The organism is Buchnera aphidicola (Astegopteryx bambusae) (assembly GCF_039365365.1).
Taxonomy (GTDB): domain Bacteria; phylum Pseudomonadota; class Gammaproteobacteria; order Enterobacterales; family Enterobacteriaceae; genus Buchnera_G; species Buchnera_G aphidicola_B.
In genome coordinates this window covers 218,700-235,248 of record NZ_CP134985.1, presented here as the reverse complement: position 1 = coordinate 235,248, position 16,549 = coordinate 218,700, and the positions used below count along the sequence as shown (strand labels likewise).

At 19.6% G+C, this 16,549-nt stretch carries 13 protein-coding genes; 6 read left to right on the top strand and 7 right to left on the bottom strand.

Going from position 1 to position 16,549, the window contains the following annotated elements:
* Positions 1–370 precede the first annotated feature (370 nt).
* Entirely contained in the window at positions 371–1,819 is a 1,449-nt protein-coding gene (gene zwf / locus RJD44_RS01070) for a glucose-6-phosphate dehydrogenase (protein WP_343189774.1), read from the bottom strand.
* Positions 1,820–2,097: 278 nt separating this feature from the next.
* On the opposite strand from zwf, the gene pyk reads away from it, so the two are divergent.
* Positions 2,098–3,537, top strand: a complete 1,440-nt coding sequence (gene pyk, locus RJD44_RS01065; RefSeq protein ID WP_343189773.1) for a pyruvate kinase — start codon at positions 2,098–2,100, stop codon at positions 3,535–3,537.
* A gap of 40 nt (positions 3,538–3,577) precedes the next feature.
* Here pyk and aspS read toward each other — a convergent pair whose 3' ends face one another.
* The 3 genes from aspS to trxB form a co-directional block, all read right to left on the bottom strand.
* Complete coding sequence (gene aspS / locus RJD44_RS01060) at positions 3,578–5,314, bottom strand: aspartate--tRNA ligase (protein ID WP_343189772.1); 1,737 nt, start codon at positions 5,312–5,314, stop codon at positions 3,578–3,580.
* Positions 5,315–5,376: 62 nt separating this feature from the next.
* Complete coding sequence (infA, locus tag RJD44_RS01055; protein ID WP_343189771.1) at positions 5,377–5,595, bottom strand: translation initiation factor IF-1; 219 nt, start codon at positions 5,593–5,595, stop codon at positions 5,377–5,379.
* 18 nt (positions 5,596–5,613) lie between these two features.
* Positions 5,614–6,579, bottom strand: coding sequence for a thioredoxin-disulfide reductase (gene trxB, locus RJD44_RS01050; protein WP_343189770.1), 966 nt, complete (start codon positions 6,577–6,579; stop codon positions 5,614–5,616).
* A 177-nt stretch (positions 6,580–6,756) separates the two neighbouring features.
* On the opposite strand from trxB, the gene serS reads away from it, so the two are divergent.
* From serS to tpiA, 5 genes are all read left to right on the top strand, one after another.
* Complete coding sequence (serS, locus tag RJD44_RS01045) at positions 6,757–8,058, top strand: serine--tRNA ligase (RefSeq protein ID WP_343189769.1); 1,302 nt, start codon at positions 6,757–6,759, stop codon at positions 8,056–8,058.
* A 48-nt stretch (positions 8,059–8,106) separates the two neighbouring features.
* Positions 8,107–9,195, top strand: a complete 1,089-nt coding sequence (gene serC, locus RJD44_RS01040) for a 3-phosphoserine/phosphohydroxythreonine transaminase (protein ID WP_343189768.1) — start codon at positions 8,107–8,109, stop codon at positions 9,193–9,195.
* A 52-nt stretch (positions 9,196–9,247) separates the two neighbouring features.
* On the top strand, positions 9,248–10,537 hold the full coding sequence (aroA, locus tag RJD44_RS01035; RefSeq protein ID WP_343189767.1) for a 3-phosphoshikimate 1-carboxyvinyltransferase: 1,290 nt from the start codon (positions 9,248–9,250) through the stop codon (positions 10,535–10,537).
* Positions 10,538–10,891: 354 nt separating this feature from the next.
* Positions 10,892–12,484 carry a 30S ribosomal protein S1 gene (gene rpsA / locus RJD44_RS01030; RefSeq protein ID WP_343189766.1) on the top strand — a complete coding sequence of 531 codons (1,593 nt, stop codon included), beginning with the start codon at positions 10,892–10,894 and terminating at the stop codon, positions 12,482–12,484.
* Between the two features lie 168 nt (positions 12,485–12,652).
* The gene (tpiA, locus tag RJD44_RS01025) at positions 12,653–13,417 is read left to right on the top strand and encodes a triose-phosphate isomerase (protein WP_343189765.1); all 765 of its coding nucleotides are present in this window, start codon (positions 12,653–12,655) and stop codon (positions 13,415–13,417) included.
* On the opposite strand, the gene pfkA is transcribed toward tpiA, so the two are convergent.
* The 3 genes from pfkA to sucB form a co-directional block, all read right to left on the bottom strand.
* Positions 13,409–14,371 carry a 6-phosphofructokinase gene (pfkA, locus tag RJD44_RS01020; RefSeq protein WP_343189764.1) on the bottom strand — a complete coding sequence of 321 codons (963 nt, stop codon included), beginning with the start codon at positions 14,369–14,371 and terminating at the stop codon, positions 13,409–13,411. The genes tpiA and pfkA overlap by 9 nt on opposite strands.
* Positions 14,372–14,403: 32 nt before the next feature.
* Positions 14,404–15,096 (bottom strand): 2,3-diphosphoglycerate-dependent phosphoglycerate mutase, encoded by a 693-nt coding sequence (gene gpmA / locus RJD44_RS01015; protein ID WP_343189763.1) that lies wholly within the window; start codon positions 15,094–15,096, stop codon positions 14,404–14,406.
* 210 nt (positions 15,097–15,306) lie between these two features.
* A complete protein-coding gene (gene sucB / locus RJD44_RS01010) occupies positions 15,307–16,542 on the bottom strand; it encodes a dihydrolipoyllysine-residue succinyltransferase (RefSeq protein ID WP_343189762.1) in 1,236 nt (411 codons plus the stop codon).
* Positions 16,543–16,549 lie beyond the last annotated feature (7 nt).

Sequence of the window (16,549 nt, the reverse complement as noted above, 5' to 3'; positions counted from 1 at the left end):
ATTCGAAAATTAAATATCATAAATAAAATATATTTAAAATTTTTAAATATTTTTTTAAATAAGTTTTGAACATTAAAAAATATTGTACTTTTCATAATTTTTTTATTTTTAGATTTTTAATTTTGTGTTAATTGTAGAAAATAAAATATATATTTTAAAAAGTTATATAAAAATAAAAAAATTATATTTTTATTATTGTTATTACTACTTATAGAAAAATTGTATAAGAATTAAAAAATTTTATATGTTAATTAAAAATATATAATTTTTTTATTTTTTTTTTTTTTTTTTTTTTTTTTTTTTTTTTTTTTTTTTTTTTTTTTTTTTTTTTTTTTTTTTTTTTTTTTTTTTTTTTTTTTTTTTTTTTTTGCTAAATCCATTTTCTTCCATCTTTTTCAATCATTTTTTTAGATAAATACGGCCCCCAACTACCAGATACATATAATTCAGGTTTTTTAGAAACTTTTTTCCAAATATTTACTATGTTATCTATCCATTTCCATGATTGTTTAACTTCATCTATATGCACGAACAAAGATTGATCTCCTAACATGCAATCTAATAATAATTTTTCATAAGATTCTGGAATAGATTTTTTTTTAAAGTTTTTTGAATATGTAAATTTCATTTTAAATTTTTTTAATTCACATTTTTGTTTTAAACTTGGAACTTTGTTTAAAAAATTTAAATATATTTTCTCATTAGGTTCTAATTGTATAATTAATTTATTTGTTTTGGAATTTTTAAAATTATTAAAAGTTTTTGGAATATTATTTTTAAAAACTATTACTATTTTAGAACATTTTTTTTTCAATCTTTTACCAGTTCTTATATAAAATGGAACACCTTTCCATCTATCATTATGTATGTCTATTCTGATAGCAACAAATGTTTCTGTATTAGTATTTTTTTTTTCAAAATTTTCTGACATATATGATGAAACTTTTTTGTTATTTATTTTTCCATGAGAATATTGTCCAATAACAGTTTTTTTTTCTATTTCGTTTTCTTTTATAAAATATAAACTTTTTAATATTTTTATTTTTTCTTTTCTTATATTTTTAGAATTTATTTTTTTGGGTTCTTTCATAGTTATTATACTTAATATTTGCAAAATATGATTTTGAACCATATCTTTCATTTGTCCGGTTTTATTAAAATATTTAAATCTTCCTTCTATTCCTATTTCTTCTGCTATTGTTATTTGAACATGATCAATATGTTTTTTGTTCCAATTGTTATATAATATTGTATTAGAAAATCTTAAATATAATAAATTTATTATAGTATCTTTTCCTAAATAATGATCTATTCTAAATATTTGAGATTCTTTAAAATATTTTCCAATATTTTTATTTATTTTGTTAGATGTTTTTAAACAATTTCCTATAGGTTTTTCTAAAACTATTTTAGAATTTTTTAAATTCAGATTATATTTATATAAACCTTTACATATGTTATGATATAAATTTGAAGGTATTGCAAAATAATTAATTATAATTTTTGTAATATCTAATTTTTTTTTTAATTTAAAAAATTTTTCTGTATCATTAACATTCAAGTTACAAAAACTGAATCTATTTTTAAAAGTGTTCCAAACTTTTTCTTTTATTTTTTCTTTTAAAAATTTTTTTAAAGATGTTTTTATAATTTTTAAAAATTCTTTTTTTTTCCAATTAGCTCTTCCTACACCAATTATTTTTGTGTTTTTATGTAATATTTTTTTTTTGTCTAATTTATATAATGCTGGAATTAATTTTCTTTTAGATAAATCTCCTTTCGCACCAAAAATTACAAAATCACAATTATTATAATTCATATTAAAATTATCCAATTATTTTATTATTTTTTAAATATTTTAATAATACTATATTTAATATATAATTATTATGAATTTTTACTAAATTATTTAAATATAATTTTTTTATTTTTTTTTGTATGTATTTTTTTGAAAATTTTTATTATGTTTTATGTTTTTTAAAAAAAATGGTTTTAAAAAATTAATTTTTTTATATTGTTTTATATTTTAATAATTTTATTTTTGTGTTTGTAGATATTTATTAAAAAATATATTTTAACTTTGTATAAAGGAATTATATGCATAACAATTTAAAAAAAACTAAAATAATAGCAACTATGGGTCCTTCAACAGATAATGTAAAAATTTTAGAAAAAATGATTTTTAGTGGAGTGGATGTTTTTAGATTGAATTTTTCACATGGAAATATTTCAGATCACTTGAAAAAAGTAAAAATGATTTTTTATCTAAGAAAAAAATTAGAATGTAATATAGGAATTTTAGGAGATTTGCAAGGACCTAAAATCAGAATATCAAAATTTATACATAAAAAAATTTTTTTAAAAAAAAATAACATTTTTATATTAGATTATAATTTAAAAAATAAATATGGTAATAAGTTTTCAGTAGGAATAAATTATAAAAATTTATATAAAGATTTATCTATTGGAGATATTTTATTATTAGATGATGGTCGAATTTCTTTAAAAGTTGAATTTATAAAATCAAAAAAAATAATAACTAAGGTAATTATAGGTGGTTTTTTATTAAATAATAAAGGTATAAATAAATTAGGAGGTGGTTTATCTGCAACATCAATTACTAAAAAAGATAAAAGAGACATTATTTTTTCTTCTAAAATAAATTTAGATTATTTAGCAGTTTCTTTTCCAAAATCTTATAAAGACATAAATACTGTTAAAAAATTAATTTCTTCTTATGGGGGAAATACAAAAATAGTAGCAAAAATAGAAAGAGCGGAAGTTATAAAAAATTCTAAAGTTTTAAATAAAATGATTATGGTTTCGGATGCTGTTATGGTTGCTAGAGGCGATTTAGGTGTTGAAATAAATGATTTTGAAATTGCATCAGCACAAAAAAAAATTATTAAAAATACTATTAAATTTAATAAGATAGTTATAACAGCAACTCAAATGATGGAATCAATGATGACTTATCCTTTTCCTACTAGAGCTGAAGTTATGGATGTTTCTAATTCTATATTAGATGGAACAGATGCAGTTATGTTATCAGCAGAAACTGCATCTGGAAAATATCCTATAGAAACTGTTTCATATATGAAAAAAATATGTATTGGAGCTGAAAAAATAATAAAACAAGAATGTTGTAAAAAATTTATTAATACATTAAATAATAATACTGAAGAAATAATATCTTCTTCTGCAATATATATATTAAATAATTTAAAATATATTTCAGTTGGAGCTATTTTTACTAAGTCTAAAAATATCAATTTAATTTCTTCTAGAATTTTTTCTAAAAAGCCAATATTTTTTTTTTCTAATAACAAAAAAGTATTAAATTATATTTCTTTATGTAAAAGTATTATTCCAATGTATATAAAAAAAAATAACAATATAACTAATGTAGATAAATTTATTTCTTTAGAATTGTTAAAAAAAAATTTTATAAAAAAAGATAATTCAATTTTAATTTTTGAATTACAAAACAAAAGTTTTATAAAAAGTAAAAATATAATTAGAATTATACAAGCATAATTTTAATTTTAAAACATATTAATTTTTTTAAAATTTTTAATTATTTTTTCATTATCATAATATTTAATTCTTCTAAAAAAGAATTATTTATTTTATTTGGAGAATTAGTTGTGATACATGATGCAGTTGTTGTTTTAGGAAATGAAATTACATCTCTGATATCAGAACTATTTGTTAACATCATAGTTATTCTGTCTAATCCTAAAGCTATTCCTGCATGTGGAGGAGGGCCATATTTTAAAGCATTTAAAAAAAATCCAAATTTTTTTTTTTGTTTTTTTGTAGATATGTTTATAATTTTAAATATTAATTTTTGCATTTTTATATTATTGATTCTAATAGATCCTCCTCCAATTTCTTCTCCATTTATAATCAAATCATAAGATTTTGATAAAATTTTTTCTGGAAATTTTTTTACTTTATTTATTGATGTTGTTTGTGGTGATGTAAAAGGATGATGTACAACAGAAAAATTTCCATATTTATTTTTTTTAAACATAGGAAAATTTGTTATCCATATTGGCGCAAAAATATTTTTGTCAATTAAATTAAAATCATGAGAAATTTTTTTAATTACTTCACCAAATATTTTATATATTTTTTTATTATTAGATTGATAAATTATGATAATATCATTTTTATTTATTTTGAAAAATTTTATAATTTTTTCTATAACTATTTTGTTTAATATATTTTTTTTATTTAATTTAATATTATCTATATTTTTTTTGTTTATTTTTATAGAAAGTATTTTTTTTATATTATTTTTTTTTATAAAGCTTTCATAAATTTTAATATTTTTTAAAGATAAATTATTTTTTTTTAATATATGTATTCCTAAAATTGTTCTATTTTTTATATTTTCTTTTAAAAAATTGTTTACCATAAAAAATTTTGTAAAATCTATAATTTTTAAAGGATTTCTAATATCTGGTTTATCTGTACCATATTTTTTTATAGATTCTTTATATGTTATTTTTGGAATTTTTTTTAGTTTTATTCCTAAAAATTTTTTCCAAATTTTATATAAAAAATTTTCTATTATTTTTAGTATTTTTTTTTCATTTACAAATGATGCTTCTATGTCTATTTGTGTAAATTCTGGTTGTCTATTTGATCTTAGATCTTCATCTCTAAAACATTTTGCTATTTGATAATATCTGTCAAAACCAGATATCATGATCAATTGTTTAAATATTTGAGGTGATTGTGGTAATGCATAAAATTTTCCTAAATAATTTCTACTCGGTATAATATAATCTCTTGCTCCTTCTGGAGTAGATTTCGTTATTATTGGAGTTTCTATATGTATAAAGTTATTTTTTTGCATAAATTTATGAACTTCATATATTATTTTACTTCTTAATATCAAATTTTTTTTCATTTTATTAGTTCTTAAATCTAAGTATCTATATTTTAATCTATTTTTTTCTTTGTTATTTTTTAACAGATCTATAGGGATGCTTTTAGATTTACTAAATATTTTTATTTTTTCTGCATATATTTCAATATCTCCATTAAAAATATTTTTATTTATATTTTTTTTAGATCTTTTTTTTACCTTCCCAAATATTTGAACACAAAATCCATTTTTTATTTCTTGAATTTTTAAAAAATTTTTATTTTTTTTTAAAATAATTTGTATTTTACCTTTTATATCTTCTATATAAAAAAATATAATATGACCAAAATTTTTTATTTTTGATATCCATCCGCATAGAAATATTTTTTTTCCTATTAATTTTTTTGATACTTTACCACAATATTCTGTTCTCATAATTTTCCTACATATTTTATTTTTATAAAAATATATAATAAAATAATTTAAATTGATTTATATTATCTGCTTCTAAATATTATTCTACCTTTGTCTATATCATAAGGTGTCATTTCTATTGTTACTTTGTCCCCAGTAAGTATTCTTATATAATTTTTTCTCATTTTACCAGATATATGTGCGATTATTGTATGTCCATTGTCTAATTTCACTCTAAACATTGTGTTTGGCAAAGTTTCTACTACTATACCTTGTATTTCTATTTGTTTTTCTTTTATCATAATATTACCTTATTTTATTTATATTATATTTTTTATTTTTGATAAATATTTTTCTGCATCTATTGCTGCCATGCATCCAGAAGAAGATGCAGTTATAGCTTGTTTGTATACATGATCAACAACATCTCCGGCTGCAAATATTCCTGTAACACTTGTAGAAGTAAAATTACCATGTCTGCTATAATTTGTTTTAATATATCCATTTTCCATTTTTAATTTTTTTTTAAATAAATTTGTATTTGGTATATGACCTATAGATACAAATAAACATGCAACTGAAATATTTTTATATTTTTTTGTTTTTTTTGATTTTATTTTTAATTTATTTATTGTAATACTATTTCCATATATTTTTTTTATTTCATAATTTAATAAAATTTTTATATTTTTTTTTTTAGCTACTTTAAATAATCTATATACTAGTATTTTTTCTGCTTTCCATGTGTTTCTTCTATGTATTAAATATATTTTTTTTACTATTTTTGATAAATATATTGCTGATTCTAATGCAGAATTTCCTCCACCTACTATTGCAACAATTTTATTTTTATAAAAAAAACCATCACATAATGCACATGAAGATATACCTTTTCCTATAAATTTTTTTTCAGATTTTATTCCTAATTTTTTTGGTTTAGAACCAGTTGCTATTATTAAGGAAAATGTTTCAAAAACTTTTTCTTCACTAAATAATAAAATTGGATAACTTTCAAAATTTACTTTTATTATATTTTCTTTATATATTTTTGTCCCAAATTTTTTTGAATGTATATAAAATTTTTTCATTAAATTTTTTCCAGAAATCATATTATGTTCAGATGGCCAATTTTCTATTTTATCAGTTGTAGAAAGTTGACCTCCAATTTGATTTCCAGTAATTAGTATTGGATTTAGATTTGCTCGTGATGAGTATATTGATGCAGTATATCCTGCTGGACCTGAGCCTAATATTATTAAATTATTTTTTATTATTTTTTTTTTCATATTATATTTTTAAAAATTATATGCATTCTATAATATTATATTATTATAATTTTTATTTATAAATATATAAAGTTTAATATATTATATTATTATTTTTATAAATTTTATATTATTTTTATTAAATGATATATACTTGAAATATATAAAATATTTTTATACCAAAACAAAAGTTATAATATGCTAGATAAAAATTTATTAAAAAAAAATTTTGATAAAATTTATAAAAAGTTAGAAAGTAGAGGATTCATTTTAAACATAGAATATATTAAAAATATTAATAAAAAAATAAAATTAATTAGATTAGAAAAAGAGAATTTGGAATGTAAAAAAAATAAAATTTCTAAGTTAATTGGAAATTTAAAATTTTGTAAAAAAAATCATAGCAATTTAAAAAAAAAAGTAATAAAATATAACAAAATTTTAGAAAAAAAAAAATTTTTTTTAAAAAATTTAGAAAAAGAATATTTTGAATATTGTTATAATATACCAAATATACCCGATAGTAAAACTCCTATTGGTAAAAGTCATGAAGATAATTTAGAAATTTATAAATGGGGAAAAATCAAAAAATATAATTTTAATATTAAAAGTCATGTAGATTTAGGTCATAAAAAAAAATGTTTAGATTTTTTTAATGCATCAAAAATATCTGGTTCAAATTTTTTTGTTTTAAAAAATAAATTATCTTTATTATATAGATCTTTAATACAATTTATGTTAGATGTTCATGTAGAAAAACATGGATATGAAGAAGTTTATGTTCCATACTTAATTTATAAAAAATGTTTATATGGAACAGGTCAATTACCTAAATTTCATAAAGATTTAATATCTACAAAATTTGATAGAAATAAAAATACTAATTTTTTAGAAGAAAATAAATTATTTTTGATACCAACTTCAGAAGTTCCTTTAACAAATTTATTAATGAATAATGTAATAAAAGAAAAAGATTTACCTTTATATTTTACTACTAGCAGTCCTTGTTTCAGAAATGAACCTACTTCTTATGGGTTGAACAATCAGGGTTTAATAAGAACAAAACAATTTGATAAAGTTGAAATAATGCAAATTGTTCATCCTAAAAATTCTAATTCTTGCTTAGAATTAATTACTACACATGCAGAAAAAATTTTAAAATTATTAAATTTACCATATAGAAAAGTTTCTATATGTACATATGATATTAGTTTTTCTTCTGCAAAGTCATATGATTTAGAAGTTTGGTTTCCTTCTCAAAAGAAATATATAGAAATATCTTCTTGTTCTAATATGACAGATTTTCAAGCTAGAAGAATTAATATAAAATTTTTAGATAAAAATAAAAAAAAAAGATATGTACATACATTAAATGGTTCTGGTTTGGCAATTGGTAGAACTGTAGCTGCTATAATGGAAAATTATCAGTGTTCAAGTGGCAAAATAAAAATACCAAATGTTTTAAAAAAAAATTATATGAGGGGATTAGAATTTATATAAAAAAAAATTTTATTTTAAATAAAACAATTATGTTAAAAAAAAAAGAATATGAATAAAATATATAATTTTAGTGCAGGCCCATCTATGCTGCCAAAAGATGTTATGATAAAAGCAAAAAAAGAGTTTTTAAATTGGAAAAACTTAGGTTCTTCTGTAATAGAGATAAGTCATAGAAGTATTGAATTTATTAAAATGACAGAAATTATAGAAAAAAATTTTAGAAAACTTTTATATATTCCAAGAAATTATGAAATTTTATTTTTGCATGGGGGTGCAAGAGGTCAGTTTTCTGCAGTTCCTATGAATTTATTAAAAAATTGTAATGAAGAAGTAGATTATATAAATACTGGATATTGGTCTATTAGTGCAGCAAATGAAGCTATGAAATATTCTAAAACAAACATAATAGATGTAAAAAGAGTAAAAAATAAAAAGGAATATATTTTAAAAATGTCTAATTGGAATATAAACAATTTTTCTAAGTATGTTCATTATTGTCCTAATGAAACTATAGAAGGAATTGCTATATTTGAAGAACCTAAGTTTTATAACAAAATAATAGTAGGAGATTTTTCATCTACTATATTGTCTAGAAAAATAAACATAAAAAATTATGATCTAATTTATGCGGGATCACAAAAAAATATTGGTCCTGCAGGTATAACAATATTAATAATAAAAAAAAAATTATTATTTAATAAAAACAAATATACTCCTTCTATTTTAGACTATTCTATAAATTATAAAAATAAGTCTATGTTTAATACTCCTTCTACATTTTCATGGTATATGTCTGGTTTAGTTTTTGAATGGATATTGAAAAATGGAGGTATTAAAAAAATGGAAAAAAATAATTTTATAAAATCTAAATTATTATATAATGTTATTGATAATTCTAATTTATATATTAATAATATACATATTAAAAATAGATCTAATGTTAATATAACATTTAAATTAAAATATAATAGTTTAAATGAAAAGTTTTTAGAAGAATCTAAAAAAGCAGGATTTTTATATTTAAAAGGTCATAGTTTTTTTGGAGGTATGAGAGCTTCTGTTTATAATGCTATGCCATTTATTGGGGTAAAAAAATTAGCAAAGTTTATGATAAATTTTGAAAATATTTTTGGATAATTTTTTAATTTATGAAATTTATTTGTTTAAATAAAAATTTTATAGGAAAATTATGAAAAAAAAAATTGTTATAAATCCAATTTTTAAGATAAATGGAGAAGTTAATTTACCTGGTTCTAAAAGTATTTCTAATAGAGTAATTCTTCTTTCTGCTTTATCTAAAGGTAAAACAATATTAAAAAATTTTTTATTTAGCGAAGACACAGAATACATGATATCGGCATTAAAAAAAATAGGTATTTCAATAAAATATAATAGAAATAAAAATGAAGTTTTTGTATTGGGTTCTAAAAATTTTTTTAAAATAAAAAAAAAAATTTCTATTTTTTTAGGTAATGCTGGTACAGCAATTAGACCACTTACTGCAGTGTTTTCCTTATATAAAAATGATGTAAAATTATATGGAAATGATAGAATGAATATTAGACCAATAAAAGATTTAATTAATGCTTTAAAAGATGGTGGAGCTAAAATAAAATATAAAAATGTATATGGTTATCCTCCAATACATATAAAAGGGGGTTTTTCAGGTGGTAAAATTTATTTATATGGTAATATTTCTAGTCAATTTTTGACTTCATTATTGATTGCTTCTCCTTTAGCAAAAAGAAATACAGAAATATTAATAAAAAATAAATTAGTTTCTAAACCATATGTTAAGATTACAATTAGTTTAATGAAAACATTTGGAATAAAAGTTTATAATAAAAACTATTGTTATTTTAAAATTCTTGGTAATCAAGAATATGTTTCACCAAAAAAATTTTTTATAGAAGGAGATGCATCTTCAGCATCTTATTTTTTAGCTGCCGCTGCTATAAAAGGAGGTGAAGTTATAGTACATGGTATTGGAAAAAATAGTATACAAGGAGATATAAAATTTGTAGAAGTATTAAAAAAAATGGGAGCAACAGTTAATATATATAAAAATTATATTTCAGTAAAAAAAAGACATTTAAAATCTGTAGATATGGATATGAACAATATTCCTGATGCAGCAATGACAGTTGCAATTTTAGCTTTGTTTGCTAAAGGTACAACTATAATTAGAAATATTTACAATTGGAGATTAAAAGAAACTGATAGAATATTTGCAATGTCTACAGAATTAAAAAAAATAGGATCTAAAATAAAAACTGGAGAAGATTATATAAAAATTAGTCCTCCAAGTAAATTTGTATCTTCTAAAATAAATACTTATGATGATCATAGAATGGCTATGTGTTTTTCTCTAATAGCATTGTCAGAAAAAAAGATAATTATTTTGAACCCAAATTGTGTTAAAAAAACTTTTCCTAATTATTTTAGTAATTTTTTCACTATAAGCAATTTTAAAAAATAATATTTTTTAAATAAAAAATAATATTTTTTATTTTTATATATTATTATATATAATATTTTTATTAAATAGTAAAATATTTATATTTTTAAAAACATTTTTTTTGAAAGTTGCAAGACTATTATTTTAGTGTTAATTTTAATATTATTATATAATTTTTTTAATATTTTAAAAAAATTTTATAAATGTAATTGGTAATAATTTGTTTTTATATTTTATCTTATTAAAAATATTGTTTTATAAAAAATAATATTTACAAAATTTCATCTAATAAATAAGGAAAATAATTAGTAAAAAAATATAACTATTTTTTGAACGATTCAAAATTTATGTTAAACAACTTTAAAATTTATAAATATGAGTGAATCATTTTCAGAATTATTAAAAAAATCTTTTAAAAAAATTAATACTAAACCTGGTTCTGTAATAAAAGCTACGATTACAAAAATAAAAAAAGATATTGTTATGGTTGATGCTGGATTAAAATCAGAATCAAAGATATTTTTAGATCAATTTAAAAATTCTAATGGAGAAATAACCATAAAAGTTGGAGAAAAAGTTAAGGTAGTTCTTGAAACAGTAGAAGATGGGTTTGGGGAAACAATATTGTCTAGAGAAAAAGCAAAAAGGAAAGAATCTTGGATAAAATTAGAGGAAGCTCACAAAAATGTTTCTACTGTTCAAGGTATAATAAATGGTAAAGTAAAAGGAGGTTTTACTGTAGAATTAAAAGAAATAAAAGCATTTTTACCAGGTTCTTTGGTAGATATTAGACCAGTTAAAGACACTTATAATTTAGAAAGAAAAACTTTAAATTTTAAAGTAATTAAATTAGATAAAAAAAGAAATAATGTAGTTGTTTCTAGAAAAGCAGTGATAGAGTTTGAAAACATAGAAGAAAGAAACAAATTATTAAAAAATTTAAAAGAAGGAGAAAATATTTTCGGAACAGTAAAAAATTTAACAGATTATGGTGCATTTATAGATCTTGGAGGCATAGATGGATTATTACATATAACTGATATGGCGTGGAAAAGAGTAAAACATCCTAGTGAAATTGTAAAATTAGGAGAAAAAATAAAAATAAAAATTTTAAAATTTGATAAAGATAAGGTTAGAGTTTCATTAGGATTAAAACAACTAAGTAAAGATCCTTGGACAAATGTTTCTAAAAAATATCCAGTAGGTACAAAAATATTTGGAAAAGTTACTAATTTAACTGATTATGGGTGTTTTGTAGAAATAGTAGAAGGAGTAGAAGGATTAGTTCATGTTTCAGAAATGGATTGGAATAATAAAAATATACATCCTTCTAAAATAACTAATTTAAATAACAAAATAGAAGTTATGATATTAGATATTGATGAGGATAGAAGAAGAATATCATTAGGAATAAAACAATGTACAGAAAATCCGTGGAAAATTTTTTCTGAAAAATATAAAAAAGGAGATTTAGTAAATGGAAAAATAAAGTCTATAACAGATTTTGGAATATTCGTAGGATTACCAGAAAATGTAGATGGACTAATTCATTTATCTGATATTTCTTGGATTTCTTCAGGAGAAAAATCAGTAAAAAAATATAAAAAAAATGAAAATATTGTTGCAGTAGTTTTACAAGTTGATGTTGATAGAGAAAGAATATCTTTAGGTATAAAACAATTGAAGGAAGATCCATTTGTGTTATTTATGAAAAAATATAAAAAACACTCTATAATATTTGGAAAAGTATACAAAATTGAAAAGCAAAAAATATATTTGGATATTTTTCAAGGAATAAATGCAATATTGAAACTTAATTCAATAAAAACTTTTGATGAAAAAAATATGTTTTTAAAAATTAATGTTGGTGATAATGTTGAATGTGAAATAGACAATTTTGATAAAAAAAATAGAATGGTTAATATATCATTTTCTAAAAAATTTTTAGATAACATTGAAAAAAAATAATTTTTTTTAAATAAAAATAATTGTTTTTTATTAAAAAAATTTTATATAGTATAATTTTAATTTTTATAAAAATTTTATTATTTAAATTAAAAATATTTTTTATTAAAATATTATTATTTGAATTTTTAAATATAATACTAAGTTAAGATAAAATATTTAGGTGAAAGTATGTTAATACTATGTAATTGGAAATTAAATGGTAGAAAAAAAATTCTAAAAAAATTTTTTACAGAATTAAATTATTTATGTATTAAATTTAATATAAAAAATGATATATCTATATCTCCTCCTAATGTATATCTGAGCGAATCATATAATATTTTAAAAAATATTAATAGTAAAATAAGTTTAACATCACAAAATATAGATATTAACTTAGATGGTCCATTTACAGGAGAAACATCTGCTAAGATGTTAAAAGATTTTAATGTAAAATATATTATTGTCGGACATTCAGAAAGAAGAATAAATCATTGTGAAAATGATAATATGATATATACTAAATTTGATATTATAAAAAATAATAATTTTATTCCTGTGTTATGTGTTGGAGAATATTTAAAAGAAAGTATAGAAAAAACTAAATATTTTGTACGAAATCAAATAGATGTTATATTTAATAATATTGGAGAAAAAGCATTTAGAAATGCTATTATAGCATATGAACCAGTATGGTCAATAGGATCTGGAATTTCAGCAGATCCCGATTATGTAAATGATATGCATTTTTTAATAAAAAATTATATAAGTAAAAGAGATAATTTTTTCAAAAAAAATAATATGATAGTACAATATGGAGGATCTATATCCGAAAATAATGTATATGATTTTGTTTCTAAAAAATATATAGATGGAATATTAGTAGGAGGGGCTTCTTTACAAATAAAAACATTATTTCCAATAATAAAAATTTCAGAAAATTTTTCAAAATAATTTTTTAGATAAATTCAACCAATAACGTGTTGAATTTTTCTTTTTGTTTTTTAAAGATTTTTTTATATCAGTGTGTATAATTTTTTCTTTTTTTATTCCTATACATTTTCCTGAAAATCCATCTTTCAAAATTTCGACAGCGTAATGTGCCATTCTAGATGCTAAAATTCTATCATATACAACTGGTGTCCCGCCTCTTTGTATATAACCTAAAATTGTCGCTCTTGTCTCTCTGTTAGTTTTTTTTTCTATATATTTTGCTAAAAATTTTATATCATATAAATTTTCTGTAATAGCTATTACAAAATGTTTTTTTCTTTTTTTTATTCTTTTTTTTATTTCTACTAGTAATTTTTCTTTAGATTTTTTAGTTTCAGGTATTACTAAAAATTCACATCCACTAGCTATTGATGACAATAAAGTTAAATCTCCGCAATTTCTTCCCATAATTTCTACTATAGAAATTCTATTATGAGATGCAGATGTGTCTCTTATTTTGTCAATTGATTGTACTATTGTTTCCAACGCAGTATAATATCCTATTGTATAATCAGTACCAACAACATCGTTGTCAATAGTACTAGGTATACTAATACAAGAAATTCCCATTTCATTTAATTTTTGAGCTCCAGCATAAGAACCATCACCTCCTATTATTATTAAAGCATCTATATTTCTTTTTTGTAAATTTTTTATAGCTATAAGTCTTTTTTTTTTTTTTTTAAATTGTGGAAATCTTGATGATCCTAAAAATGTTCCACCTTTATTAATTATATCAAAAACTTTAGATACTTTTAGTTTTTTAATTTTATTTTTGTATAATCCTAAAAATCCATCTTTTATTCCAAATATTTCGATTCCTAATTGTTTTCCTGTTATAACTATTCCTCTTATAACAGCATTCATTCCCGGAGCATCTCCTCCACTGGTTAATACCCCGATTTTTTTTATCATATTTTTTATAATTGCCTTTGTTAAATTTGTTTTTATAAATAAAAAAATTTTATTGGTTGTATATCATTATCAAATTCATATATAATAGGTCTTCCAGTTGGAATATCTAACTTTAATATATCTTTTTCATCTATATGATGTAAATATTTTATTAACGCGCGTAAAGAATTTCCATGTGCAACTATAATAATTTTTTTCTTTTTCTTTAATTCTGGTAAAATAAATTTATTCCAATATGGCAAAACTCTATTTATAGTACATTTTAAACTTTCCGCTTTTGGTATTAAATTAGTTTCTACATTTGAATATTTTGGATCATTTCCTGGAAAATTTTCATGTTTTATATTAATTTCTGGGGGAACTATTTTGTAACTTCTTCTCCAATTTTGTACTTTTTCTTTTCCATATTTTAAAGTAACATCTTGTTTATTAAGTCCTTGTAAAGATCCATAATGTCTTTCATTTAATCTCCATGATTTATATACTGGTATCCATAGTCGATCCATTTTTTTTAATATTATCCATGTAGTATGTATTGCTCTTTTTAATAATGATGTAAAAGCTAAATCAAACACAAAATTTTTTTTTTTTAATAATTTTGCAGCATTTTTAGCTTCATTTTTTCCTTTTTTTGATAAATTTACATCTGTCCATCCTGTAAACTTGTTCATTTTATTCCAAACACTTTGACCATGTCTTATTAATACTAATTCTATTTTTTTCATATAATATTATCTACATTTTTTTTAAAAAAAAACAAAATTATAATAAAATAATTTTAATACTAAATGTTTTATAAAAAATTTTTTATTATACAATTTATATTATTACTATTTATTTATAAAAACAATATTTATTTTTAATAATTTTTATTACTATATAATTTTAAAAACTATAGAACAAAATTTAACTGTATCTATAGTTTTTTATATTTGTTAAATTTGTATTATTACTCTAGAAAAATCTTCTAACAAATTTTTTATATGTTCTAAAAATTTTATAGAACTTTTCCCGTCTATTACTCTATGGTCATATGATAAAGATAAATATGTCATTGGTCTTATTTTTATTTTATTTTTTATAACTATCGGTCTGTTTTTAATTACATTTATTCCTAATATTGCAGTTTGCGGTGGATTAATTATTGGAGTAGAAAATAAAGAACCAAATATACCTCCATTAGATATAGTGAAATTTCCAGATAACATTTCTGAAATTTTTAAATTTCCATTTTCTGCTTTTTTTTTTAAATATAATATTTTCTTTTCTATTTCTGACATACTCATTGTATCTACATTTTTTATAATTGGAGCAACTAATCCTTTGTTTGTAGATATTGCTATATTTATATCATAATACTTATAATAAGTAATTTTTTCTCCATTTATGGAAGTATTTATCTCTGGAAATTCTTTTAAAGATTCTATAACTGCTTTTATAAAAAATGACATAAATCCTAATTTTGTATTATATTTTTTTTCAAAAACTTTTTTATATTTATTTCTTATATTTATTATTTTTTTCATATTAACTTCATTAAATGTAGTTAACATTATTGAATTGTTTTTTGTATGACTTAATCTTTCAGATATTTTTTTTCTTAAATTACTCATTACAACGACATCACTTTTTCTTTTATTTTTGTCTTTTTTTTCTTCTATATATTTTGTTTCAAAATTTTTTTTAAAAAGTATATTTTTTTTTATTTTTTCATCTTTTATTATTTTTTTTATATCTGTTTTAGTAATTCTATCTTTTTCTATAATACTGTTTATTTTTTTGTTTTTTAAACCATGATTTCTTATAAAACGTCTAGTAGATGGTGAAATTTTTTTTTCATAAATATTTTTTTTTATTTTTACTAACTTTTCTTTAGGATTATTTAAGGATGTTTTTTTTTCAAAATTATTTTTTTTTTCATAAATATTTTCTTTTATTTCTCCTAACTTTTCTTTAGAAAATATTGAAGATCCTCTTTTTTTATAAATTTTTTTTAATAACCCTGTAGATGGAGACTGTACTGACATAATTATTTTATCTGTTTCTATTTCTAATACAGTTTCATTTTTTTTTACTTTATCATATATATTTTTTTTCCATTCTATTATTGTGGCATTAGTTACTGATTCTGGAAATTCTGGTGCATATATTGTTGTAAAATTATATTTCATATTTTGT